Source organism: Dermacoccus sp. BD5 (assembly GCF_044878485.1).
Lineage (GTDB): Bacteria > Actinomycetota > Actinomycetes > Actinomycetales > Dermatophilaceae > Dermacoccus > Dermacoccus nishinomiyaensis.
This window is the reverse complement of record NZ_JANJER010000005.1, coordinates 23,147-47,902: the sequence shown is the minus strand read 5'-3', so window position 1 is coordinate 47,902 and position 24,756 is coordinate 23,147. Positions and strand designations below refer to the sequence as shown.

The following is a 24,756-nucleotide window of genomic DNA, read 5'->3' as shown; positions in this document are numbered from 1 at the left end:
GGGCTTTCGTTGGTTCAGCAATAGGACGAGCTGACAGTAGGCGGCGGGCCGCGGCGCGCAGGGTGCGTCATCGTGGCCAGTGGGTGAACAGTTGGTGCAGCGACTCTGCTGGAGACTTGTGCACCCGCACGGGGAATGGCGCGCAGTCGCGTATTCGTGGTGCAGCTGGCGGGTGGGTGCGAGCGGTCGGGCGGCGGGTGTGTCCTGTGGGTGCGGTGGTCAGTGGTGGAGGCGTGATTGGAGGGTGGCGATGGTGAGCTGTTGAGGCTGTCCCGTGATCGTCGTGGCGCCGGGGATGGTGTGCCAGGGGCCGTTGTTCTCCTGGTACTGGCCGCTGAGGGTGGTGTCGATGCGGGTGGTGACGGTGCCCTTGGTGGGGTAGGTGTGAGTGACGGTGCCGGTGGGGTAGGGCCCGCCCGCGTCGGTGGTGGGGCCGTGGGTGGCGGTGTCGCCGTAGTGGTAGGTGTAGGTGACGTCGGTGGGGCGCAGGGTGATGGTGTGTCCGAGCAGGGTGACGGTGGTCGTCTCACCGGGGGCGAGCCCGTCGGGGCCGTAGGTGGCGTGGAAGTAGGTGGGCAAGCCGGTGAGGGTGGTGTTGCCGGTGGGCTGGATGGCGACGGTGGCCTTCGTGAAGGTCTGGGTCGTCCAGGCCTGGGTGGCTGCTTGTTCGGCGGTGTAGGTGGGCGCGGCCGGAGCTGCTGGCGCGGTGGCGGTTCCTGATGCGGGGGTGGTCATCGTGGGTGCAGGTGGCGCGGTGGTGTAGTTGACGCACGACAGCTTCGGGGTCTGTCCCTCGCCCGTCGCACACGGAATGTCAGCGGGGCGGGCGTTGAGTGACGCGCTGCCCGCGTCGTAGTACGCGGCGATGTCGCCGGTGTTGTGTCCGTTCTCTGTGTGGGGCCGGCCAGGCTGGGTGCCGGGGTAGTTCGTGGTGTCGTGCGGAGGAGGCGGGGTCCACCCGACGCCGGGGCGGCCGGGGGTCGGTTTCGTCGGCACGCCGGGATTCGTCACGTGGATGATGACGCCGTCATCAATCACGCACGCTGTGGGATCCGGGCAGCGCGGATCAGCAGAGGCTGTGGTCGCGGAACCCAAGATGGCCGTGGCGGCGAGGCACGCGGTTAATAAAGCTGAGCTTGTTGTTCGCTGGTGCTGCGCGCGGTCATCAGGACTTGTCCGCACCAGCAGCTCCGATCCTCCAGCCTCCGGCGGTCCAGTCGGCCCGGGCTGCGACGCCGAGGTTGTTCGGTGCGAACTGCTTTCGGGAGCCGTCGGCGCCCACCTTGAAGTTGCCACGGTCGGATTGCCGGAACGTCACCACGACGGAGTCGTCCACCGAGTCGGCACGCACGGCCCAATGGTCAAGGCGACGCTGATTGGTTTCGATGTGGGCGCCCTCCCGCAGCAAGTCCGAGAGGCCAGTGATCTGGAGCTGGCACGTGGCACATTCCGGCTGCGAAAGGTAACGCAACGCATCCGGTTGAGGCTTGGCGGCTAGCACATCGAGGGTTTCCCAGTAGAACTTCACGAAGGTCTTGGCGCCGTCTCTGGTGTGGGCCTTGGCGGCGTCGGGGATGACGACTGTGGCGGCGCTGGCCTTGGACGTCGTCCCGGGCGCGCTCGGCGCGACCGAAGCACTTCGCGAGGTCGCGGGCGCCGACGAGGCGGCGCTGCGCAACGACGTAGAAGGGTCAGTCGAACTGGAACGCGGCGTGTTGCCGGCCGCGATGCGGCTCATGTCGGAGGGGGCGATGGTGCTCGTCGAGGCATCGGCCGTCGAGTCGTCGCCGCACCCACTCACCGCCGTCGTCACGGCCGCGACCAGGGCGATCGCGGCGACCCCACGTGGCGCGAGATGGCGCCCGGCAAGTCCACGACGCGCGGTCGCGCCATCGTCGGGTAGAACAGCTGCGGGGGTGGGTGCGTCGGGCATGCTTGGTCCTTCGGTCGGCGGTGAGGCAGCGCCCGGTGCGTCACCGGCCACTCCTCGAGTTTCACCAGCCCGGCGCGTGTCGCACCCGATGGCGATGGTAAGTTTTTCGTCAGGTTTCCGCAGCCTGTGCACCAGTGACCACCGGCGTCGATCGCACCGATTTGGCCGCCCGCCGCCCGCCCGGTACATTGGGAGAACCAATGACCGCCGGTTGTTGCACTCTGCCTCTGGGTGGATGTGACCGAAGGCCTCACGTCAGTGAGCGTCCGGCGCAGGTGAGCTTCAGTCGATGATCGTGCTGTTCGTCAGCATGTTTTCAGAGCCTCAGCGCGCCTGCGCCGAGGCTCTTTTTTCGTGTCGCCCGAGCGACTGGCACTCACCACCGAAGGAGGCGCGCATGGCTACCGCCGCTAAGAATGCAGCCATTGCCGAGCTTGCGGACAACTTCCGCAACTCGGATGCTGCCGTGCTGACGGAGTACCGCGGTCTCACCGTGGCGCAGATCACCGATCTGCGTAACTCCATTCGTGAGCACGCCACCTACGCCGTGGTGAAGAACACGCTGACCGCCCGTGCGGCTGCCGAAGCCGGCGTGACGGCTTTCGACGGCCAGCTCCAGGGCCCGTCCGCTATCGCCTTCGTCACCGGTGACCCGGTGGAGACGGCGAAGAAGCTGCGTGACTTCGCCAAGGCCAACCCTCTCCTCGTCATCAAGGGCGGCGTCCTTGACGGCAAGGCCATGTCGGCCGAGGAGATCAACAAGCTCGCGGACCTCGAGTCCCGCGAGACCCTGCTCGCCAAGCTGGCCGGGGGCCTCCAGGCCTCGCTCAGCCAGGCTGTCTACCTCTTCGCGGCCCCGCTGTCGCAGGCTGCTCGCACCGTCGACGCCCTGCGTGCGAAGGTCGAGACCGAGGGACCGGCCACCGGCGCAGCCCCGGCTGCCGAAGCGGCCACCGCAGACGTCGCCGAGGGTGGCGACGAGGCCTGATCCGGTCCTGACCGGCATCAGCGCAAACCCACCACAACGCCACTCACGGCACGGATCCCACGACCACATCGGTCCGGGTCCGACAGAACAGAAAGGACGCCCATCATGGCGAAGCTCTCCAACGACGAGCTCCTCGAGGCTTTCAAGGAAATGACGCTCATCGAGCTCTCCGAGTTCGTGACGCTCTTCGAAGACACCTTCAACGTCACCGCTGCTGCCCCGGTTGCTGCCGCGGCTGCTCCGGCTGCAGGCGGCGGCGACGCCGGCGCTGCCGAGGAGAAGTCCGAGTTCGACGTCATCCTGGCCTCGGCCGGTGACAAGAAGATCCAGGTCATCAAGGAGGTGCGCGCCCTCACGTCCCTCGGCCTCAAGGAGGCCAAGGACCTCGTCGACGGCGCCCCGAAGCCGGTTCTCGAAGGTGTCGCCAAGGACGCTGCCGACAAGGCCAAGGAAGCCCTCGAAGGCGCCGGCGCCACCGTCGAGGTCAAGTGATCTCTGCCCGGGCACTGCCTGGGCACTGATCGCGAGACATCGCGTCGAAGCGGGTCGCACCATCACGGTGCGGCCCGCTTTCGCATGCCCTCAGACCTGGCGCCGCGCCGGAGGAACCCTGCCGAGGCCGGTGCCGCCGATGACGCGCGCGATATTCGGGTGCGGTTGTCGGTGTTCACCCGTAGCCTGTGACGTGCCATGACGACACCACCCGCGCCGCACGCCTCGCCATCCCGCCAGATCGGATGGCGACGCATCGCCGTCCCCAGTACGTGGGCCGCCGTCATCCTCGCGGCCGTCACGGCGTTGGCGACGACGGCGGCGTCCGTCATCGCGGGTCGGCTGGCCGAGCACACGAGCGCTCGCCTCGTGACGCTGCTGGCCGTCACCGTCCTCGGTGGGGCGCTCGTCGACACCGCGGGGCGCTTCCTGTGGGCGGGCATGGTCGATCGTGCCGCCGGGCAGCTGCGTCGCGACCTCGTCGACGCGGTGCTCGCGCAACCGCTCGAGGCCCTGTCGGAGCAGGCGGGCGGTGAGATCCTCGACCGTGTCGACGACGACACCCACGAGATCTCGAACCTGCTGCGTCAGCAGATCTGGATGGTGCTGCGGATGACGCTCGCCATGGTGCCGATGTGGATCGTCGCGGGTATCACGTGGTGGCCGGCCTGGGTGCTCTTCCCGCTCTTCGCGGCGCTGACGTGGGTGCTCATGCGTTCCTTGCTCGCCCCGATCGCGGCGGGCAAGGTGCTCGAGGAGGCCGCCTGGACCGAGCACGCCGCCATCTTCGAGGAGGGCGTCGCGGGCCGCGACGACATCCGCACGAGCCTCGGCCAGCCGTTCGTGGTCGCGCGCCTCGCCAAGCTGTCGGCGCGCGTGCACGAGCGGTTCCTGGCCGTCGTGCGCCTCGAGGTCAAGCTGCTGCTGCGCACCGGCCTGTCGCTGCACCTGCTGCTCGTCCTCGTCGTGCTCGCCGGTGTCGCGCTCGCCTCGCGCACGTCGATGTCGGTCGGTGATCTCGTCACGATGTTCCTCGTCACGAGCACGTTCGTCGGCATGCTGGCCCGGGTCGCCGAGCAGTTCCCGGACATGCAGGCGGGCCTTGGCGCCATCGTGCGCCTGCGCGCCCTCCTGGCCGTTCCGGCCGAACCCGAGGGCGGACGAGCGCTGCCGGAGGGCCCGCTGGATCTCGACGTACGTCACCTCGACTTCAGCTACGGCACCGGCACGTTCGCGCTGCAGGACGTCGACCTGCACGTGCCGGCCGGGTCGACTCTCGCCCTGGTGGGACGCACCGGATCCGGCAAGTCGACGTTGGCCTCCCTCGTCTCGCGCGCCGTGGAGCCGCCGCCCGGTTCGCTCTTCCTCGGCGGCGTCGACGTGCGCGACCTCGACCTGGAGGCGCTGCGCGGGGGCGTCGGTGTTGTCACGCAGCGCACCGAGATCCTCGCCGGCACGCTGGCGGAGAACATCACCGTCTTCGAGCCGCTGCCGCGCGCTCAGATCGAGGACGTCGTCGAGACGCTCGGTCTCGGCCCGTGGGTCTCGACCCTGCCCGACGGCCTCGACACGGTGCTCGGCCCGGGTGGCGTGAGCCTGTCGGCCGGCGAGGAGCAGCTGCTGGCGTTCGCCCGTCTGCTCGCACGCGACGTGCGCGTCATCGTGCTCGACGAGGCGACCGCCCGCATGGATCCGGTGACGGAGGCCCGCGTCGTCGCGGCCTCCGCACGGTTGCTCGAGGGGCGCACCGGCATCCTCATCGCGCATCGTCTCGGCACCATCGAGCGGGCCGACTTCATCGGCGTCATGGAGCGCGGGCGCCTCGTGCAGTTCGGTCGCCGTGACGAACTGCTCGAGACACCCGGTTACTTCCGCGACCTCACCGAAGCCGCCGGCGCGTCCGCCGTCCCCGCCCCGGACCATGAGGCCCCGCACGTCGCGCACGCGCGACGCACGGGCGCGGCGCCCGTCACGCGCGACATCCCCGAGGGATCGTCCCTCGCGCGCGCGATCATCAACGCGCTGAAGGTGCGGCCCGAGTGGGGCGTCGTGGCCATCTTCGCGTTCCTCGCGTTCTCCATCTTCGGTGCCATCGGCAGCGTCACGGGCTGGGCGTGGGGTCACACCGTGCAGGCGCTGGCGGACGGCACCTCGGCATGGGGCTGGGCGGCCGCGGTCTCGGTGTGCGTGATGCTCGGCCCGGTCTCGCTCGCGGTGGCCGTCATCCGTTACCCGCGGTGGTGGATCGAGATCTCCCTGCGGGTGCGCATGCGCGTGCTCATCGGACAGACGGGGCAGCACCGGCTGCCGCGCACGCCTCCCGGCGAGGTCGTCGCGCGCGCGATGGATTCGGATCGCTTCGTCCGCTATGCCGACCGGTGGATCGACTTCACCAACGGTTTCGTCATCGTCGTGCTCACCGCGGTGCTCGGTGGCACCTGGCTCGCGGGTCTCGTCCTGCTCGTCATCATGGTCGGCTCGGCCCTGGCTTCCGCCCTCGGACGGCGCGTGGCGGGCCGCTCCGCCGCGCGGGCGTCGGCGTCCCGCGCCCAGTTCGGTCGCGCCCTCGTCTCCTCGCTCGAAGCGGCGCGCACCATCAAGCTCGCGGGCCGCACCGGGCGCATCCGCGAACATCTCGCGGCCGTCGACCGCACGCGGGTCGAGGCTGCGGTGCGCGAGCACCGGGTCGCCGCGGTGCTCGATGGCGTCCCGACGCTCATGGTGCAGGCAGGCATCGTGGCAGCCTGGGCGGGGGCGCTGTACGGCACCTGGGGCCTTGCGACGGCGCTGCTCGTCGTCAACGCAGCGTCCAACTTCGACTGGTTCGGCCGGGTCGCCGGGTCCGTCGTCACCGAGGCGCCCGGAACGCGGGCCTGGCTCAGGGCGACGAGCGAACTCGCCGGTGGGGCCGATCTCGTCGACCTCCCGGCCGGCCTCGACCTGCCCTCCGGTGCGGCGCCTCAGGTACCCGAGACGCCGCGGGAGCCCCTGCGCGAACTGGCATTGCGCGACCTCGCCGCCCTGCACGACGACGGGACGGTCGGCGTAGAAGGCGTCGACCTCGCCGTCGGGCAGGGCGAGCTCGTGCTGCTCCTGGGAGCCGTGGGCTCCGGCAAGTCGAGCCTGCTGGCCGCACTTGCGGGGCTCGTGCACCACACCGGCTCGCTCACGTGGAACGGACGAGAGGTGAGCGAGCCAGAGCTCTTCCTCCGCCCCGGCCAGGTCGCCTACGTCGCCCAGACGCCCCGAGTGCTCTCCGGCTCCTTCGCCGAGAACGTGCTCCTCGGTCACGAGCGCGAGTTCGACACTTCCGTCGACGCTGCGCGTCTCACCCCCGACATCGACAACGCGGGCGGCCGGGACAGTCTCGTCGGCCACCGCGGGGTGCGACTGTCCGGTGGGCAGGTTCAGCGGCTGGCGCTCGCGCGAGCCCTGTCGACGGAGGCCGAACTGCTCCTGGCCGACGACGTCTCGAGCGCGCTCGACGCGCGCACCGAGCTCGAGCTGTGGGACGCGTTGCGCGCGCGTGGCAGCGCGGTCGTCGGGGCGACGTCGAAGCGTTCGGCTCTCGCCCGGGCCGACCGCGTCGTCGTCCTGGAGGCGGGCAGGGTTGCGGACGCCGGCCCGTGGCGTGAGCTCGAGACGCGCTGGTCGCACCTGGCGGGGTGACGGGCGACCGGCGCGTCGCTGCTTGACTGTGCGCCCGCCCTGCGTCATTCTCGTGGGGTCAAGATGGCGCCGGGGGAGGCGCCGGATATAGCGGTCGATGCGGTCCACCCGGGCTCGTCAGGATGGGCACGCGGTGCGGCAGACTCGGGTTCCGAGCCCGTCGGCTTGCATCGTTCTTCACTGGGTACTATTCTGCTATTTTGCGCTGCCCTGTCTGCGCCTGCCCCCGACACCCGATCCGGATTCCGCGTCGAAACGCGCACCACGAAAGAGCCGCCCGCTCTGCTTGGTCGTGACATCCTGACGCCGGCCGTCCGAGGAGCGTCGAGGGGGAGGGCCGTACGGCAGGTAGCGCGCACTGCCGATCTGTAAGGCCTCTGGAAGGGACCCTCCTTGGCTGCCTCGCGCACCGCGACCCAGACTCTGTCCTCGGCGAAGACTGCCTCCGGCCGTCTCACCTTCGCCAAAATTCGTGAGCCCCTCGAAATCCCGGATCTGCTCGCGCTGCAGACCGAGAGCTTCGACTGGCTTCTCGGCAACGAGAAGTGGCAGGCCCGCGTGGCCGCCGCCAAGTCGGAGGGCCGTGTCGACGTGCCCGAGCGCTCCGGTCTGGAGGAGATCTTCGAGGAGATCTCGCCGATCGAAGACTTCTCCGGCTCGATGTCGCTGAGCTTCCGCGACCACCGATTCGAGGACGTCAAGTACTCAATCGAGGAGTGCAAGGAGCGCGACATGACGTACGCGGCTCCGCTGTTCGTCACGGCTGAGTTCATGAACGCCGAGACGGGCGAGATCAAGAGCCAGACGGTCTTCATGGGCGACTTCCCGCTCATGACGGACCGCGGCACGTTCGTCATCAACGGCACCGAGCGCGTCGTCGTCTCGCAGCTCGTCCGTTCGCCGGGCGTCTACTTCGAGCGCTCCATCGACAAGACCTCCGACAAGGAGATCTACACGGCGAAGGTCATCCCCAGCCGTGGTGCGTGGCTCGAGTTCGAGATCGACAAGCGCGACATGGTCGGTGTCCGCGTCGACCGCAAGCGCAAGCAGTCCGTGACGGTGCTGCTCAAGGCGCTGGGCTGGACCGAGGCTCAGATCCTCGAGGAGTTCGGCCAGTACGAGTCGATGCGCGCCACCCTGGAGAAGGACCACACGGCCGACCAGGACGCCGCGCTGCTCGAGATCTACCGCAAGCTGCGCCCGGGCGAACCGCCGACGCGTGAGGCTGCCCAGCAGCTGCTCGACAACCTGTACTTCAACGGCAAGCGCTACGATCTCGCGAAGGTCGGCCGCTACAAGGTCAACAAGAAGCTGGGCGTCGACGGCGGGCTCGAGGACTCGACGCTCGGCATCGACGACATCGTCGCCACCATCAAGTACATCGTCGCGCTGCACGCCGGCGAGGAGACGATGAAGGGCACGCGTCACGGCGAAGAGATCGACGTCCGCGTCGAGATCGACGACATCGACCACTTCGGCAACCGCCGCCTGCGCAACGTCGGTGAGCTCATCCAGAACCAGGTTCGCACGGGCCTGTCCCGCATGGAGCGCGTGGTTCGTGAGCGCATGACGACGCAGGACGTCGAGGCCATCACGCCGCAGACCCTGATCAACATCCGCCCCGTGGTGGCGTCGATCAAGGAGTTCTTCGGAACGTCGCAGCTGTCGCAGTTCATGGACCAGAACAACCCGCTCGCCGGTCTGACGCACAAGCGTCGTCTGTCCGCGCTGGGCCCGGGTGGTCTCTCGCGTGACCGCGCAGGCATGGAGGTCCGTGACGTCCACCCATCGCACTACGGCCGCATGTGCCCGATCGAGACGCCGGAAGGCCCGAACATCGGTCTCATCGGTTCGCTCGCGTCGTTCGGTCGCATCAACCCGTTCGGTTTCGTCGAGACGCCGTACCGCAAGGTCGTCGACGGCCAGGTCACCGACGACGTCGACTACTTGTCGGCCGACGAGGAGGACACGTTCGTCATCGCGCAGGCGAACGCGCCGCTGACGCCGGACAACCACTTCGCCGAGGACCGCGTCATGGCGCGCACCAAGGGCGGAGAGGCGAGCGACGTCGCGATCGAGGACGTCGACTACATGGACGTCTCGGCGCGTCAGATGGTGTCGGCCGCGACCGCACTCATCCCGTTCCTCGAGCACGACGACGCCAACCGCGCCCTCATGGGTGCCAACATGCAGCGTCAGGCGGTGCCGCTCGTTCGTTCGGAGGCTCCGCTCGTCGGTACCGGCATCGAGTACCGTGCGGCACTCGACTCGGGTGACGTCGTGCGAGCCACGAAGGCGGGTGTCGTGCAGGAGGTCTCCGCCGACCTCGTCACGGTCGCCAACGACGACGCGACGTACTCGACGTACCGCATCGCGAAGTTCACGCGCTCGAACCAGGGCACCTGCTACAACCAGCGTGTCGTGGTCAACGAGGGTGAGCGCCTCGAGGAGGGCGCCGTCATCGCTGACGGCCCCGCCACCGACGGCGGCGAGATGTCGCTCGGCAAGAACCTGCTCGTGGCGTTCATGCCGTGGGAGGGCTACAACTACGAGGACGCGATCATCCTGTCGCAGCGCCTCGTGCAGGACGACACGCTCTCCTCGATCCACATCGAGGAGCACGAGATCGACGCCCGCGACACGAAGCTGGGCCCGGAGGAGATCACGCGGGACATCCCGAACGTCTCCGACGAGGTGCTGGCCGACCTCGACGAGCGCGGCATCATCCGCGTCGGCGCCGAGGTTCGTGACGGCGACCTGCTCGTCGGCAAGGTCACGCCCAAGGGTGAGACCGAGCTGACGCCGGAGGAGCGCCTGCTGCGCGCCATCTTCGGTGAGAAGGCCCGCGAGGTTCGCGACACGTCGATGAAGGTTCCGCACGGTGAGACCGGCACGGTCATCGGCGTCAAGGTCTTCGACCGTGACGAGGGCGACGAGCTGCCCCCGGGCGTCAACCAGCTCGTGCGTGTCTACGTGGCGAACAAGCGCAAGATCACCGACGGTGACAAGCTCGCCGGCCGTCACGGCAACAAGGGCGTCATCTCGAAGATCCTGCCGGTCGAGGACATGCCGTTCCTCGAGGACGGCACGCCGGTCGACGTCGTGCTCAACCCGCTCGGTGTTCCCTCGCGAATGAACCCCGGTCAGGTGCTCGAGCTGCACATGGGCTGGGCCGCCTCGCGTGGTTGGAAGATCGAGGGCGACCCGGAGTGGGCGGCCAAGATCCCGGCCGATGCACGTGAGACGGGCCCGAACACCCGTATTGCGACGCCAGTGTTCGACGGTGCGCGCGAGACGGAGATCCGTGGCCTGCTCGAGTCGACGAACACGACGCGCGACGGCGTGCGCCTCATCGGCGACTCCGGCAAGGCGCAGCTGTTCGACGGCCGCTCGGGTGAGCCGTTCCCGGAGCCGGTCTCCGTCGGGTACATGTACATCCTGAAGCTGCACCACCTCGTCGACGAGAAGATCCACGCGCGTTCGACGGGTCCGTACTCGATGATCACGCAGCAGCCGCTCGGTGGTAAGGCGCAGTTCGGTGGTCAGCGCTTCGGTGAGATGGAGGTGTGGGCCCTCGAGGCCTACGGCGCCGCATACGCCCTGCAGGAGTTGCTGACGATCAAGTCGGACGACGTGACGGGCCGCGTCAAGGTGTACGAGGCCATCGTCAAGGGCGAGAACATCCCCGAGCCGGGCATCCCGGAGTCGTTCAAGGTCCTCATCAAGGAGATGCAGTCGCTCTGCCTCAACGTCGAGGTCCTGAGCAGTGACGGCACCGCCATCGACCTGCGCGACTCGGAGCAGGAAGTGTTCCGGGCCGCGGAGGAGCTGGGCATCGACCTGTCGCGCCGCGAGCCGAGCAGCGTCGAGGAAGTCTGATCACGGCGCCCGACACGCGGTGGGTCGATCGAGATGATCGCCCGGCCCACCGCGTGTCGGATCAGCCGGCGCAGACGTAGGTCCGCGGCTCGAACGAGCCGACCGGACAACCACAACAGCAACGATCAGACTTTTCAGATTTAGGCGAGAGAAGGAATCAGCAACGTGCTGGACGTCAACTTCTTCGACGAGCTTCGCATCGGCCTCGCGACCGCGGACGACATCCGCGAGTGGTCGCACGGCGAGGTCAAGAAGCCCGAAACCATCAACTACCGCACCCTCAAGCCCGAGAAGGACGGACTCTTCTGCGAGAAGATCTTCGGCCCGACGCGCGACTGGGAGTGCTACTGCGGCAAGTACAAGCGCGTCCGTTTCAAGGGCATCATCTGTGAGCGCTGCGGCGTCGAGGTCACGCGCTCCGCGGTTCGTCGCGAGCGCATGGGCCACATCGAGCTCGCCGCGCCGGTCACGCACATCTGGTACTTCAAGGGTGTCCCGAGCCGTCTGGGCTACCTGCTGGACCTCGCGCCGAAGGACCTCGAGAAGGTCATCTACTTCGCGGCCTACATGATCACCTCGGTCGACGAGGAGCAGCGTCACGCCGACCTGCCGTCGCTCGAGAACCAGATCGAGGTCGAGAAGAAGGAACTCGAGAACCGTCGCGACGCGGACATCAACACGCGTTCGACGAAGCTCGAGGCCGACCTCGCCGAGCTCGAGAAGGAGGGCGCCAAGGCTGACGCCCGCCGCAAGGTCCGCGAGTCGGCCGAGCGCGAGATGACGCAGATCCGCAAGCGCGCGGATCAGCAGATCGAGCGCCTCGAGCAGGTCTGGGATCGTTTCAAGAACCTCAAGGTCCAGGACCTCGAGGGCGACGAGATCCTCTACCGCGAGATGCGTGACCGTTTCGGTCTGTACTTCGAGGGCGGCATGGGCGCTGCGGCGCTGCAGAAGCGTCTCGAGAACTTCGACCTCGACGCCGAGGCGGAGCTGCTGCGCGAGATCATCGCGACGGGCAAGGGCCAGAAGAAGACGCGTGCGCTCAAGCGTCTGCGCGTCGTCACGGCCTTCCAGCAGACCGAGAACAAGCCGGCCGGCATGGTTCTCGACTGCGTCCCGGTCATCCCGCCGGACCTGCGCCCGATGGTGCAGCTCGACGGTGGCCGTTTCGCGACGTCCGACCTCAACGACCTGTACCGCCGTGTGATCAACCGCAACAACCGACTCAAGCGTCTGCTCGACCTCGGTGCGCCGGAGATCATCGTCAACAACGAGAAGCGCATGCTTCAGGAGGCCGTCGACGCGCTGTTCGACAATGGCCGTCGTGGTCGACCGGTGACGGGTCCGGGCAACCGCCCGCTCAAGTCGCTGTCCGACATGCTCAAGGGCAAGCAGGGTCGTTTCCGTCAGAACCTGCTCGGCAAGCGAGTCGACTACTCGGGTCGTTCGGTCATCGTCGTCGGTCCGACGCTCAAGCTGCACCAGTGCGGTCTGCCCAAGCAGATGGCGCTCGAGCTGTTCAAGCCGTTCGTCATGAAGCGCCTCGTCGACCTCGAGCACGCGCAGAACATCAAGTCGGCGAAGCGCATGGTCGAGCGTGCCCGCCCGGTCGTGTGGGATGTCCTCGAAGAGGTCATCCGTGAGCACCCCGTGCTGCTCAACCGCGCGCCGACGCTGCACCGTCTGGGCATCCAGGCGTTCGAGCCGCAGCTCGTCGAAGGCAAGGCTGTCCAGATCCACCCGCTCGTCTGCTCGGCGTTCAACGCCGACTTCGACGGTGACCAGATGGCCGTGCACGTGCCGCTCAGCTCCGAGGCGCAGGCCGAGGCCCGCATCCTTATGCTCTCGAGCAACAACATCCTCAAGCCCGCCGACGGTCGTCCCGTGACGATGCCGACGCAGGACATGATCATCGGTCTGTTCCACCTCACCTCCGAGGTGCTCGACGCCGACGAGATGAAGGACGAGGACATCCGCGCGTTCTCGACAGTCGCCGAGGCCCGCATGGCCTTCGACGCGGGCGAGATCAAGATCGGCACGCCGATCTCGGTGCGTCTTCGCGACTTCGTCCCGACGGCCGGCACGGTGCTGCCCGACGGCGTCGAGGCGGACGAGAACGGCTTCGTCTCCGAGCTGCGGATCCGTACGACCCTGGGTCGCGCGATCTTCAACGGCACGCTGCCGGAGGACTACGAGTACATCAACAAGCCCGTCGACAAGAAGGTCCTCTCGGCCATCGTCAACGACCTTGCGGAGCGTTACTCGAAGGTCCAGGTCGCGGCGTCGCTCGATGCGCTGAAGGAGACCGGTTTCCACTGGGCCACGCGCTCGGGCACGACCGTCGCCATCTCGGACGTCGTCATGCCCTCGAACAAGGACGAGATCCTCGAGAGCTACGACGCCAAGGCCGCGAAGGTGCAGCTGCAGTTCGACCGTGGTCTCATCACGGACGACGAGCGCCGTCAGGAGCTCATCGAGATCTGGACGCAGGCGGCGAACGAGGTCTCCAAGCAGATGGAGAACAACTTCCCGAAGGACAACCCGATCTACCGCATGGTCAACTCGGGTGCCCGTGGTAACTGGTTCCAGCTGCGCCAGCTCGCGGGTATGCGAGGCCTCATGGCCAACCCGAAGGGTGAGATCATCCCGCGTCCGATCAAGGCCAACTTCCGAGAGGGCCTGTCGGTGCTGGAGTTCTTCATCTCGACCCACGGTGCGCGAAAGGGTCTGGCCGACACCGCTCTGCGTACGGCCGACTCGGGTTACCTGACGCGTCGTCTCGTCGACGTCTCGCAGGACGTCATCATCCGCGAGGAGGACTGCGGCACGAAGCGCGGTCTCGTCCTGCCGATCGCGCAGCGCAACTCTGACGGCCAGCTGGTCGAGCACGAGGACGTCGAGAGCTCGGTCTACGCCCGCAACGTGGCGCAGACGGTCGAGATCGACGGCGAGACGTTCCTGCAGGCCGGTGACGACCTCGGTGACGTCGCGCTCAGCAAGCTGATCGACGCCGGCATCGAAGAGGTCAAGGTTCGCTCGGTCCTCACCTGTGAGTCGCGTGTCGGGACGTGTGCGAAGTGCTACGGCCGTTCGCTCGCGACCGGCAAGCTCGTCGACATCGGCGAGGCCGTCGGCATCATCGCGGCGCAGTCGATCGGTGAGCCGGGTACGCAGCTGACGATGCGTACCTTCCACACCGGCGGTGCGGCGGGTGACGACATCACGCAGGGTCTGCCCCGAGTCGTCGAGCTCTTCGAGGCTCGCACGCCGAAGGGTGTCGCCCCGATCGCGGAGGCATCCGGAAAGATCGAGATCGAGGAGACCGACAAGGCTCGTCGCATCAACCTCATCCCGGACGACGGCTCGGAGCCGCACGCCTACCCGGTGAGCAAGCGCGCGCGCCTGCTCGTCGAGGACGGCCAGCGCGTCGAGGTCGGCACGCTGCTCGTGCAGGGTGCGATCGACCCGAAGCAGGTGCTGCGCATCCTCGGCCCGCGTGAGGTGCAGAAGCACCTCGTCGACGAGGTCCAGGGCGTGTACCGCCAGCAGGGTGTGTCGATCCACGACAAGCACATCGAGGTCATCGTGCGTCAGATGCTGCGCCGCGTGACGATCATCGAGGCGGGTGACACCGACCTGCTCCCGGGTGAGCTGGCCGACCGCGCGCGCTTCGAGGACGCCTCGCGCAAGGCGATCGCCGAGGGCGGACGTCCGGCGTCGGGTCGTAGCGAGCTCATGGGTATCACGAAGGCTTCGCTGGCCACCGAGTCGTGGCTGTCGGCGGCATCGTTCCAGGAGACGACGCGCGTCCTCACCGAGGCCGCGATGAACGTCAAGAGCGACCCGCTGCTCGGCCTCAAGGAGAACGTCATCCTCGGAAAGCTCATCCCGGCGGGTACCGGCCTCAGCCGTTACCGCAACGTCAAGGTGGAGCCGACGGAGGAGGCGAAGGCCGCGATGTACTCGCTGCCGGACTACCAGCCGTACGACTACCCGGTCTTTGGCCCGGGCTCGGGCGAGGCCGTCCGATTGGACGACGCGACGCTCGGCTTCGACAGCTGATCGACGCAGATCCACGCCGCGAGGGGCATCTCCTGCACAGGCAGGGGGTGCCTCTCGCGGTGTCCTCAGGTTCTTCGGCGTGTCGCGTTGCGGTCGGAACGTGCAGGCTCCCGCGATTTGGCCGGGGCCCGGGAGAGTCGGTAAACTACTCGGGTGCATGGCAGGAGTCTGTCCGGACTCCACTCATGATCACACCCTCGCCGGGCAGTCGCCGCGATGGGCCGCGCACGGCGTCTCGAACGTCGTGCATGCGTCCCGCGACGAAAGTGCAGGGGAGGGGTCGCGCCTGTTGCGCCCTTCGGCGCACGATCCGCGACGAGACCAAGGAGCCTGCGATTCATCTTGCAGGCAGAACAGATACGACACGTTCGGAGAACTAGGTTGCCTACGATCAACCAGCTCGTCCGCAAGGGTCGCCAGGACAAGGCCACGAAGGCCTCGACTCCGGCTCTCAAGGGCAGCCCCCAGCGACGCGGTGTGTGCACCCGCGTCTACACCACGACCCCGAAGAAGCCGAACTCGGCTCTGCGCAAGGTCGCCCGTGTGAAGCTCACCTCTGGCATCGAGGTCACGGCTTACATCCCGGGCGTCGGCCACAACCTGCAGGAGCACTCGATCGTGCTCGTGCGTGGTGGCCGTGTGAAGGACCTTCCCGGTGTGCGCTACAAGATCATCCGCGGCGCGCTCGACACCCAGGGTGTCAAGGGCCGTAACCAGGCTCGTAGCCGCTACGGCGCCAAGAAGGAGAAGAAGTAATGCCTCGTAAGGGTCCTGCTCCTAAGCGCCCCCTCGTCGTCGACCCGGTCTACGGTTCGCCGCTCGTCACGCAGCTCGTCAACAAGATCCTGCTCGACGGCAAGAAGTCCATCGCCGAGCGCATCGTGTACGACGCCCTCGAAGGCTGCCGTGAGAAGACGGGTACCGACCCGGTCGTGACGCTGAAGCGCGCTCTCGACAACATCAAGCCGGCCCTCGAGGTCAAGTCCCGCCGCGTCGGTGGTGCGACCTACCAGGTGCCGATCGAGGTCAAGCCGGGCCGCGCGACGACGCTGTCGCTGCGCTGGCTCGTCGGCTACTCGCGTCAGCGTCGCGAGAAGACGATGACCGAGCGTCTGATGAACGAGATCCTGGACGCCAGCAACGGTCTGGGTGCCGCGGTCAAGCGCCGCGAGGACACGCACAAGATGGCCGAGTCGAACAAGGCCTTCGCGCACTACCGCTGGTGATCGCGGTTGGGTCGGCGGCCCGTCCTCTCCGTAGGATGGGTTCGGGCCGCCGTCCCGGCTCGCTCCAGCTACTCACACTGAACTTCGAACGAGAAGAGACACCGTGGCACAGGACGTGCTGACTGACCTCAAGAAGGTCCGCAACATCGGCATCATGGCGCACATCGACGCCGGCAAGACGACGGTGACCGAGCGGATCCTGTTCTACACCGGCGTCAACCACAAGATCGGTGAGACGCACGACGGTGCGTCGACGACCGACTGGATGGAGCAGGAGAAGGAGCGTGGCATCACGATCACGTCCGCTGCTGTGACGTCGTTCTGGAACGGCACCCAGATCAACATCATCGACACGCCGGGCCACGTCGACTTCACCGTCGAGGTCGAGCGTTCCCTGCGCGTGCTCGACGGCGCCGTCGCCGTCTTCGACGGCAAGGAGGGCGTCGAGCCCCAGTCCGAGACGGTCTGGCGTCAGGCGGACAAGTACGACGTTCCGCGCATGTGCTTCGTCAACAAGATGGACAAGATGGGCGCGGACTTCTACTTCACCGTGCAGACCATCAAGGACCGTCTGGGCGCCGAGCCCCTCGTCCTCCAGCTCCCCATCGGTGCGGAGAACGACTTCATCGGTGTCGTTGACCTCATCGAGATGCGGGCGCTCGTGTGGCCCGGTGACGCCAAGGGTGACGTCACCATGGGCGCCAAGTACGAGATCCAGGAGATCCCGGCCGACCTGCAGGCCAAGGCCGATGAGTACCGCAACGCGCTCGTCGAGCGCGTCGCCGAGTCGGACGACGACCTCATGGAGAAGTACCTCGGTGGCGAGGAGCTCTCGACGGCTGAGATCAAGGCCGGCATCCGCAAGCTCACGGTCAACTCCGAGTTGTACCCGGTCATGTGTGGTTCGGCGTTCAAGAACCGCGGTGTCCAGCCGATGCTCGACGCCGTCGTCGACTACCTGCCGAGCCCGCTCGACGTCCCCCCGATGATCGGCCACAAGCCGGGCGACGAGGAGACCGAGATCACGCGCAAGCCGGCTCTCGACGAGCCGTTCTCGGCGCTGGCGTTCAAGGTCGCCGCGCACCCGTTCTTCGGTTCGCTGACCTTCATCCGCGTCTACTCGGGCAAGATCTCCGCCGGCTCGGCCGTCGTCAACTCGACGAAGGGCAAGAAGGAGCGCGTCGGCAAGCTCTTCCAGATGCACGCCAACAAGGAGAACCCGGTCGAGGAAGCACAGGCCGGTCACATCTACGCGGCGATCGGTCTGAAGGAGACCACCACCGGTGACACGCTGTCCGACGTGAACGAGCAGATCGTTCTCGAGTCGATGACGTTCCCGGAGCCCGTCATCTCCGTGGCCATCGAGCCCAAGACGAAGGGTGACCAGGAGAAGCTCTCCACGGCCATCCAGAAGCTGGCTCAGGAAGACCCGACCTTCCAGGTCGAGCTCGACGAGGAGACCGGTCAGACCATCATCCGAGGCATGGGCGAGCTCCACCTCGACATCCTGGTCGACCGCATGAAGCGCGAGTTCAAGGTCGAGGCAAACGTCGGTGCGCCGCAGGTCGCCTACCGCGAGACGATCCGCAAGGCCGTCCCGAAGTACGACTACACGCACAAGAAGCAGACCGGTGGTTCGGGCCAGTTCGCGAAGGTCCAGATCACCTTCGAGCCCCTGGACACGGCCGAGGGCGAGCTCTACGAGTTCGAGAATGCCGTCGTCGGTGGCCGCGTGCCGCGCGAGTACATCCCGTCGGTCGACAACGGCATCCAGGATGCGATGCAGCAGGGTGTCCTCGCGGGCTACCCGCTGGTCGGCATCAAGGCGATCCTCGTCGACGGTGCCTACCACGACGTCGACTCCTCGGAGATGGCGTTCAAGATTGCCGGTTCCATGGCGCTCAAGGAGGCCGTCCGCAAGGCCGACCCCGTGCTGCTCGAGCCGATGATGGCTGTCGAGGTCCGTACGCCCGAGGAGTACATGGGTGACGTGATCGGTGACATCAACTCCCGCCGTGGCCAGATCCAGGCCATGGAGGACGTCAGTGGCGCCAAGGTCGTTCGCGGCCTGGTTCCGTTGTCGGAGATGTTCGGGTACGTTGGCGACCTCCGTTCCAAGACGCAGGGTCGTGCCAACTACACGATGCAGTTCGACTCGTACAGCGAGGTTCCCCGGAGCGTCGCGGACGAGATCATCAAGAAGATCCGGGGCGAGTGAACGGGTTCATCCCCGTCGATTGACCCGTACACCACCTGTAACCAACAGACGCGTCCCGGCGCCTTCACCCGAAGGCGACACAGCGTTTGACCAACACAAGTCCTGAGGAGGACCCAAGTGGCGAAGGCAAAGTTCGAGCGGAACAAGCCGCACGTCAACATCGGCACCATTGGTCACATCGACCACGGCAAGACGACGCTGACGGCAGCAATCTCCAAGGTTCTGCACGACAAGTACCCCGAGCTCAACCCCTTCACGCCGTTCGACGAGATCGACAAGGCGCCCGAGGAGAAGCAGCGCGGCATCACCATCTCGATCGCGCACATCGAGTACCAGACGGAGCAGCGTCACTACGCTCACGTCGACTGCCCCGGTCACGCTGACTACGTGAAGAACATGATCACGGGTGCGGCGCAGATGGACGGCGCCATCCTCGTCGTCGCCGCGACCGACGGTCCGATGCCGCAGACGAAGGAGCACGTCCTCCTGGCTCGTCAGGTTGGCGTTCCCTACATCGTCGTCGCGCTGAACAAGGCTGACATGGTCGACGACGAAGAGATCATGGAGCTCGTCGAGATGGAGGTCCGCGAACTGCTGTCCTCCTACGACTTCCCGGGTGACGACCTGCCCGTCGTCCAGGTCTCGGCGCTCAAGGCGCTCGAGGGCGACGCCGAGTGGGGCGACAAGCTCATGAACCTCATGAACGCTGTCGACGAGTCGATCCCGGAGCCGGAGCGCGACATCGACAAGCCGTTCCTCATGCCCGTCGAGGACGTCTTCACGATCACCGGTCGTGGCACCGTCGTCACCGGTCGCATCGAGCGCGGTGTCCTGAACGTCAACGAGGACGTCGAGATCGTCGGTATCCACGAGGGTCCGGCTGCCAAGACGACCGTCACGGGCATCGAGATGTTCCGCAAGCTGCTCGACGAGGGTCGCGCGGGTGAGAACGTCGGTCTGCTCCTTCGCGGCATCAAGCGCGAGGACGTCGAGCGTGGCCAGGTCGTCGTGAAGCCGGGTTCGATCACCCCGCACACGGACTTCGAGGCTCAGGTCTACATCCTGTCGAAGGACGAGGGTGGCCGTCACACGCCGTTCTACGACAACTACCGTCCGCAGTTCTACTTCCGTACGACGGATGTCACGGGTGTCGTGCACCTGCCCGAGGGCACCGAGATGGTCATGCCCGGCGACAACACCGACATGACGGTGGAGCTCATCCAGCCCATCGCCATGGAGGAGGGCCTGAAGTTCGCCATCCGTGAGGGTGGTCGTACGGTCGGCGCCGGTCGCGTCACCAAGATCATCAAGTGATCTGATCCCTTCGGGGATCCATCCGCAAAGGGTCTCGAGGCACTCGCCTCGGGGCCCTTTGCCGTGCTCGGGGCACTGTCTGCGGCGCCGTAGGATGTTCCGGTGCTGAACCCGCCGTAACGCCCCACCACTCGTCGTCCTGCTCCTCGTGGTGTTCGCCGCTCCGGTTCTCGTCGACGTCGAACCGCTTGCGGCTTTGCGGTACGCCCTCTGGACAGCTTTGTGGTGGGTCTTCGGTTGGGCCCTGGTCGGGCGCTACACCACCGGTGGGTTCGAGCGAGCCACGGTCGGCGCGGCCGTGGGCATCTGGGCGAAGCTCGCGAACTGGCTTCTGTGGCAGGTCGTCGGTGCGCCGACGTTCACGGTTGCCCGCGGCGTAGTGGCACTCGTCGCGGCAGGCGTTCTGGAGCGACGCGCCAGGAATCGAACGACACTGCCCAGCGGCGACGAGCACGACGTGGACGACGAGCGCGTCGGGCAGCACGAGGCTGCGGTTCGGGGCATCCCGACCGGCTCGCTGTGGCTACTCACCGTGGCGACGTTCTGGATGGCGTGGCTCTTCGTCGGATTCGGACGTCATCAGTCGCGCCCGCCCGGTCCCAGCACGATGTACCAGGACCTGTACTGGCACGTTGGAATCGCTGCGGAACTCAAACGGACGGCGCTGCCCACGGTTCCTCACGTCGAGGTCCTCGGTCAGCTCAACTATCACTGGTTGAGCAACGCCTACATGGCGTCCGGGAGCCTGGGCTCCTTCACCTCGACGTCGGACGTGGCGACGCGCCTGTGGTACCTGCCTGTTGTTGCTCTGGCGCTCGCGCTGTGCCTCGTCGTCGGGCGCAGGCTGAGCGGGGCCTGGATCGCAGGGACGGCGGCGATCGTCCTGTTCGTGATTCCGGCGGGCATGGTGCCCATGGCCTGGAAGGGCCCGACCGGCCCGACGACGGCTTTCGTCTGGCCCAGCCCGTCGCAGATCTTCGGTCTCGTCTTCACCCTGTGGGCCGCGTGGCTGTTCGTGCCGATCCTGCGGGGAGCACGCATCGGCTGGAAGGGCGCCATCGTCTGCTTGGTGACCGCCTTCGTGTGCGCCGGCGCGAAGTCGAGCATCCTGCCGGTCTTCTGCTGCGGGGCCCTCGCGGTGGGGGTCGTGTACGTTCGCAGGTCTGCGGTGCGACGTGCTGCCGCGATCGTCTTCGGTTCCTGCCTCGCCGGAATCGCCCTTGCGTTGCCCCTGTTCGCGGGCGGCTCCGCCGGGTCCAAGATCCGACTCTTCTCAAGCTTCCGGCACCAGAGCCCGTACAAGCACTACGTCGAGCCGCCGAACACGTTCGACCACGGCCCCTTCGTGATGCCGCATCTCGAGACAACGGGAGTGGTCGTGCTCGTTGTCGGTCTGCTCGTGGCTCTCGCCGTGCAGTACGGCTACGCCGCAACGAGCGTTGCCCTGGGGCGCACGTGGCGGACCGACCCCGCACCCGTCTTCCTGCTCGCGTCCTTCGCGGCGAGCCTCGCCGCCTACCTGCTCGTGGACCACACGGGGATGTCGTAGGGCTACTTCCCGATGGGCGCCCTGCCCCTCATCGCCCTCCTTGCAGGGTGGGGGTTCGCCGAGCTGTGGGAACGAAACGCCTCGCGCCGATGGCAGATGCTCTCGGTGGGATTCGCCATCGGTGGGCTGCTGCTTCTGGCCCTTCGCTGGGCGAGCGGCACATCGGTGCCCGACCGGACGGACATCCCGGCAAGCGTGCTCGCCTTCGCGCCCTGACGCTGGTGCTCGTCGTCGGTGCAATCGTGGTCAGTCGTTACCGGCCGCTCGTCGGAGCCGGAATCCTCTTCGGAGCGGCACTGGTCTTTCCCGGGTTCAACGTCGGCAAGAACGATGCTGGAAGCCTGTTCTCCACCGTGACGGACGACAAGGCATGGACCGTGTCCGCACAGGAGACGTCTGCGGCACAGTGGGTTCGAGATCACTCGGGCGAGACGGACGTCGTGGCCACCAACGTCCACTGTCGGGTGCCCGAGGACGCCGAGTGCGACTCGCGCGCCTACTGGGTGAGCGCGCTGACCGAGCGGCGGGTCTTCATCGAGGCATGGGGGCTACACCGATCCCGCGCAACGTAATGCAGGTAAGGGCGGTCTACCGGCGACGTCGCAGCCGTTCTCGGATCAGAAGCTCTTCGCGCTCAACGAGAAGGTCTTTCACGATCCCGACGGCGCCACCGTCGAGCAACTGCAACGGCGGGGAGTCCGTTGGCTCTACGCCGACACCGCGGCCAGCGACGTGGCTCCTGACCTCGCGGAGTACGCGGCTGCCGTACATCACTCCGGAACCGTCACGGTCTATCGACTGGACTAGGGGAACGCACGAACGTGGGCCGGGGGGCACGCGATGGTCCCGGCCCACGTTCGTTCGAACTCAGAGCGTGCCGCTCTGGCCGACGTAGCAGGTGCTCGCCTTCCAGTCGCGCGGCGCTTCGTGCAGCTCAGCCTTGAAGGTGCCGCTCTTGGCGCCCTTGACGTCCGGCAGGCCGTGGCCGACGATCACACGCTTGTTCGCGTCCATGCAGATGGCCCGGATCCCGGTGACCGGCGAGTCACCGTTCGCGGCGTAGTTGCCGGTGATGACCGGGCGGCGGTTCGGGCCGTCGTTGTTGATCTTGACGTTGCTCATAGTGATGTCGTCCGAGCGGTCGTCGGTCTCGTTCTTGGTGAGGCTGAGGCGCACCTTCTTGATGCCCGCCGGGGCCTTGCCGAGCTTGGTGCTGATCTTGATCATGTCCTTGCCCTTGCCGACCTTGATCCTGTCCTCGACCGTGCCGATCACCTTGCCGCTCGCGTCGAGCATGTCGTAGCGGACCGTGGCCTTGCCCGGGCCGGTGCCGTCGACCTTGAGGACGGCGTAGAACTCGCCGTACTTGCTGTCCGGACGCTTCTGGTAACCGCCGGCGGTGACGAGCGTCGCCTTCGTCACGGGGCCGCTGGGCATGCTGGCCGCCTGTTCGGGTGATGCTGCCCCCTGGTCCTTCTCGTCCGTCGTGCCGGCGTCCTCGGTCGGGTCGGAGGGCGTCGTCGTGGACGACGTCGTGTCTTCGCTCGACTTCTCGGACTGCGTCGACGGCGGGGCCTCGTCCGTGCTGCTGGACTTCGACGTGGTCGAGGAGGAACCGCTCCCGCCGGTTGCCGACTCCGGGCCGCAGGCTCCGAGAGCCAGCGCCGAGGCGAGGGAGAGGGAAAGGACCGTAGCTCGTGTCGTCTTACGCATGATCGTCTTCCTTCGTGTGTGAGCCGGACTGGATGAACGTCTGACGGGCCTGTGCGCCAGGAGGTTCCTTCGAATTCGTATACGGCGGAAGTCTGCTCGAACCCCAGGCGGCGTTGGGGGAGTGAGACGTGTCTGGCTGCGGGGCTCTGTGCGTGGAAGGATGAGAACGACTGTGAGCGACCGGAAGGAACCCGATGACCCTCGCCGACATGGCCGCCGATGACCTGGCGGGCCTGGTGACATCCCTGCGTGACGAGTACGAGCAGCTGAAGGGCAAGGGGCTGAAGCTCGATCTGACGCGCGGCAAGCCTTCGGCCGAGCAGCTCGACCTTGCGAACGCCTTGCTCACCCTCCCCTCGCAGACGACGGCCGACGGCGTCGACGTACGCAACTACGGCGGGCTCGCGGGCCTCCCTGAGATCCGCAGCATCTTCGCCGAACTGCTCGGTGTGGGGCTCGACCAGATCGTCGCGGGCAACAACTCGAGCCTCACGATGATGCACGACACCCTCGTGTACCACCTCCTGCGTGGCGGCCTCGACTCCCCGCGCCCCTGGGCACAGGAGGATAAGGTTCGCTTCCTGGCCCCTGTGCCCGGCTACGACCGCCACTTCGCGCTCCTGGAGTCGTTCGGCATCGAGATGATCACCGTCCCGATGAACGACGACGGCCCCGACGCCGAAGAGTGCGCCCGCCTCGTGGCGACCGACCCGAGCATCAAGGGCATGTGGGTCGTGCCCACCTATGCGAACCCGACGGGGGCCGTCTGCTCGCAGGAGGTCGCGGCCGCGCTCGCCGCGATGCCGACCGCAGCTCCCGACTTCCGCATCTTCTGGGACAACGCCTACGCCGTGCACCACCTCGACGGAGTGGAGGCCAAGACGGCGGACATCGTCAGCCTCGCGCAGGCGTCGGGTCACCCGAACCGCCCGATCATGTTCGCCTCGACGTCGAAGATCACCTTCGCCGGTGCCGGTGTCGCCTTCCTCGCGGGCTCGCGCGACACCGTGGCCTGGTACCTCGAGAACCTGGGCAACGGTTCCATCGGACCGGACAAGGTCAACCAGCTCGCCCATGCCCAGTTCTTCGGTGACGCAGCCGGGGTGCGCGCACACATGGCCAAGCACCGCGACATCATGGCGCCGAAGTTTGCCGCCGTCGGCGCAGCCCTCGAGGCTCGGCTCGGAAGCTACGACGTCGCGCGATGGAACACGCCGCACGGCGGCTACTTCGTCAACCTCGACGTCGTGCCCGGCACGGCCTCACGCGTCGTGGAACTCGCCAAGGAAGCCGGCATCGCGCTGACACCCGCCGGCTCGTCGTTCCCCTACGGCAAGGACCCGAAGGACGAGAACATCCGTCTCGCACCGTCGCTCCCTCCGCTCGACGAGGTACGCACGGCCATGGAGGGTGTCGCCCTCTGTGTGCTGCTCGCAGCGGCCGAGGCGAAGAACACAGCCTGAACACGACACACGACCGAACCACGGTCCCGTGCCGGGGTTCGAGAGGCCGGGCCCGCCCGGGGCGCACCGTGCTCGAACCGAGCGGTGCGCTCCGAGGTGGGCTCGGTCGGTGTGTGAGGGCAAGGTGCGGTGTGGCCATCGCCACGGCCGCCCCGATTTGGAGGCGGCGGGGGCGATCTGGCACTATAGGCAAGTTGCTTGACGCGTGGTGAAGGTCCGTACCTGCACTGCCGCCTCTGAAACGCACTTG

The 24,756-nt window shown here is 67.1% G+C and carries 16 protein-coding genes; 13 read left to right on the top strand and 3 right to left on the bottom strand.

The window, feature by feature from the left end; all coding sequences use genetic code 11:
- Positions 1 to 219 precede the first annotated feature (219 nt).
- On the bottom strand, positions 220 to 1,038 hold the full coding sequence (locus NQ706_RS05540) for a hypothetical protein (protein WP_051805669.1): 819 nt from the start codon (positions 1,036 to 1,038) through the stop codon (positions 220 to 222).
- 127 nt (positions 1,039 to 1,165) lie between these two features.
- On the bottom strand, positions 1,166 to 1,933 hold the full coding sequence (locus NQ706_RS05535; protein WP_038567068.1) for a DUF6318 family protein: 768 nt from the start codon (positions 1,931 to 1,933) through the stop codon (positions 1,166 to 1,168).
- Positions 1,934 to 2,330: 397 nt separating this feature from the next.
- On the opposite strand from NQ706_RS05535, the gene rplJ reads away from it, so the two are divergent.
- The 12 genes from rplJ to NQ706_RS05475 all read left to right on the top strand — a co-directional run bounded on the left by rplJ (position 2,331) and on the right by NQ706_RS05475 (position 21,902).
- Positions 2,331 to 2,921 (top strand): 50S ribosomal protein L10, encoded by a 591-nt coding sequence (gene rplJ / locus NQ706_RS05530; RefSeq protein ID WP_038570391.1) that lies wholly within the window; start codon positions 2,331 to 2,333, stop codon positions 2,919 to 2,921.
- A 105-nt stretch (positions 2,922 to 3,026) separates the two neighbouring features.
- A complete protein-coding gene (gene rplL, locus NQ706_RS05525; RefSeq protein ID WP_006946083.1) occupies positions 3,027 to 3,413 on the top strand; it encodes a 50S ribosomal protein L7/L12 in 387 nt (128 codons plus the stop codon).
- A 198-nt stretch (positions 3,414 to 3,611) separates the two neighbouring features.
- Positions 3,612 to 7,082 carry an ABC transporter ATP-binding protein gene (locus NQ706_RS05520; RefSeq protein WP_038567071.1) on the top strand — a complete coding sequence of 1,157 codons (3,471 nt, stop codon included), beginning with the start codon at positions 3,612 to 3,614 and terminating at the stop codon, positions 7,080 to 7,082.
- A 393-nt stretch (positions 7,083 to 7,475) separates the two neighbouring features.
- Positions 7,476 to 10,961 (top strand): DNA-directed RNA polymerase subunit beta, encoded by a 3,486-nt coding sequence (rpoB, locus tag NQ706_RS05515; protein WP_006946069.1) that lies wholly within the window; start codon positions 7,476 to 7,478, stop codon positions 10,959 to 10,961.
- A 165-nt stretch (positions 10,962 to 11,126) separates the two neighbouring features.
- Complete coding sequence (locus NQ706_RS05510) at positions 11,127 to 15,023, top strand: DNA-directed RNA polymerase subunit beta' (RefSeq protein ID WP_038567080.1); 3,897 nt, start codon at positions 11,127 to 11,129, stop codon at positions 15,021 to 15,023.
- A gap of 381 nt (positions 15,024 to 15,404) precedes the next feature.
- Positions 15,405 to 15,779 carry a 30S ribosomal protein S12 gene (gene rpsL, locus NQ706_RS05505; protein ID WP_006946105.1) on the top strand — a complete coding sequence of 125 codons (375 nt, stop codon included), beginning with the start codon at positions 15,405 to 15,407 and terminating at the stop codon, positions 15,777 to 15,779.
- Positions 15,779 to 16,249 (top strand): 30S ribosomal protein S7, encoded by a 471-nt coding sequence (gene rpsG, locus NQ706_RS05500; RefSeq protein WP_006946238.1) that lies wholly within the window; start codon positions 15,779 to 15,781, stop codon positions 16,247 to 16,249. Before rpsL ends, rpsG begins: the two co-directional genes overlap by 1 nt.
- A gap of 103 nt (positions 16,250 to 16,352) precedes the next feature.
- Entirely contained in the window at positions 16,353 to 18,467 is a 2,115-nt protein-coding gene (fusA, locus tag NQ706_RS05495) for an elongation factor G (protein WP_038567082.1), read from the top strand.
- A gap of 117 nt (positions 18,468 to 18,584) precedes the next feature.
- On the top strand, positions 18,585 to 19,781 hold the full coding sequence (gene tuf, locus NQ706_RS05490; RefSeq protein WP_006946303.1) for an elongation factor Tu: 1,197 nt from the start codon (positions 18,585 to 18,587) through the stop codon (positions 19,779 to 19,781).
- A 151-nt stretch (positions 19,782 to 19,932) separates the two neighbouring features.
- Positions 19,933 to 21,330 (top strand): hypothetical protein, encoded by a 1,398-nt coding sequence (locus tag NQ706_RS05485; protein WP_150112717.1) that lies wholly within the window; start codon positions 19,933 to 19,935, stop codon positions 21,328 to 21,330.
- Positions 21,331 to 21,342: 12 nt separating this feature from the next.
- Positions 21,343 to 21,546: a hypothetical protein gene (locus tag NQ706_RS05480; protein WP_038567089.1), complete on the top strand. Its 204-nt coding sequence runs from the start codon at positions 21,343 to 21,345 to the stop codon at positions 21,544 to 21,546.
- Positions 21,547 to 21,572: 26 nt separating this feature from the next.
- Positions 21,573 to 21,902 (top strand): hypothetical protein, encoded by a 330-nt coding sequence (locus tag NQ706_RS05475; protein WP_150112718.1) that lies wholly within the window; start codon positions 21,573 to 21,575, stop codon positions 21,900 to 21,902.
- Between the two features lie 295 nt (positions 21,903 to 22,197).
- Here the strand turns inward: NQ706_RS05475 and NQ706_RS05470 are convergent, their stop codons facing one another.
- Positions 22,198 to 23,043, bottom strand: coding sequence for a hypothetical protein (locus NQ706_RS05470; RefSeq protein ID WP_038567096.1), 846 nt, complete (start codon positions 23,041 to 23,043; stop codon positions 22,198 to 22,200).
- A 194-nt stretch (positions 23,044 to 23,237) separates the two neighbouring features.
- On the opposite strand from NQ706_RS05470, the gene NQ706_RS05465 reads away from it, so the two are divergent.
- Positions 23,238 to 24,506: an aminotransferase class I/II-fold pyridoxal phosphate-dependent enzyme gene (locus NQ706_RS05465; protein WP_038567099.1), complete on the top strand. Its 1,269-nt coding sequence runs from the start codon at positions 23,238 to 23,240 to the stop codon at positions 24,504 to 24,506.
- Positions 24,507 to 24,756: the final 250 nt, after the last annotated feature.